This window comes from Vibrio sp. 1069 (assembly GCF_033340555.1).
Genome location: NZ_JAWOWP010000196.1, coordinates 1 through 868, shown reverse-complemented (window position 1 = coordinate 868; position 868 = coordinate 1). Strand labels below are relative to the sequence as shown.

Annotated in this window: 1 protein-coding gene; it reads left to right on the top strand. The window is 47.4% G+C overall.

Going from position 1 to position 868, the window contains the following annotated elements; genetic code table 11:
• Window positions 1–868, top strand: an 868-nt coding sequence (locus tag R7040_RS25400) for an outer membrane protein transport protein (protein ID WP_318097414.1), incomplete at both ends; no start/stop codon positions are given.

The following is an 868-nucleotide window of genomic DNA, read 5'->3' as shown; positions in this document are numbered from 1 at the left end:
GCTTTGCTGCCTCTCATTTTGGTAACGAAGCAAGCGTAACCACAATGGAAGCAAACCTAAACGCAGCATACAAAATTAATGATGCGGTAAGCATTGGTGGTGGTATTCGTTACATCATCGGTGAAGGAAGTTTTGGCGCTACGACTCCTAAAGTAAACGTATTACAAAAACCTCAAGGTACGACTCTGAAGTACATGGAAGGTGACGATACGGCTTGGGGCTGGCAATTGGGTACAGCGTGGCAGATCAATGAAAACAACCGCATCGGTTTCACGTACAAATCTGAGGTTGAGCTGAAGCTTGAAGGTCATGCTGAGGGCCTTGGTTTTGGCTTCGGTACTCCTAAGCTTCCACAGCTGCGTGACAATGGCTACATGTACCTAAACCTACCAGCAACGGCTGAACTAGCGAGCTTCCACCAAGTAACAGACCAACTTGCGCTACACGCAAGTTTCAACTGGACTGACTGGAGTTCTTTCGAGAAGCTAGAAGCTCACCTAGAAACCGCTGGTACACACATGGTGAAAGTGGAAAACTGGGAAGATAACTACCGCTTTGCAGTTGGTGCGACTTACCAACTTCAACCTAAGGTAGCCCTACGTACTGGTATTGCATACGATACGTCTGCTGTAAGTGATAAGAACCGCACGATCACTATTCCAGAAACAGACCGTACTTGGTTAAGCATCGGTGCAACTTATGACTGGACGAAAGACTTCAGCCTAGACGCTGGCTTCACTTACATTATCGCGAAAGACGCACCAATCGTTGAGTCTCGTGGCTACAAGTCAGACGATTCAGCTGAAGTAGTTGGCGGTCAATTCGTTGGTGAAACAACGGGTAACGTTTGGCTAATCGGTGTTCAAGC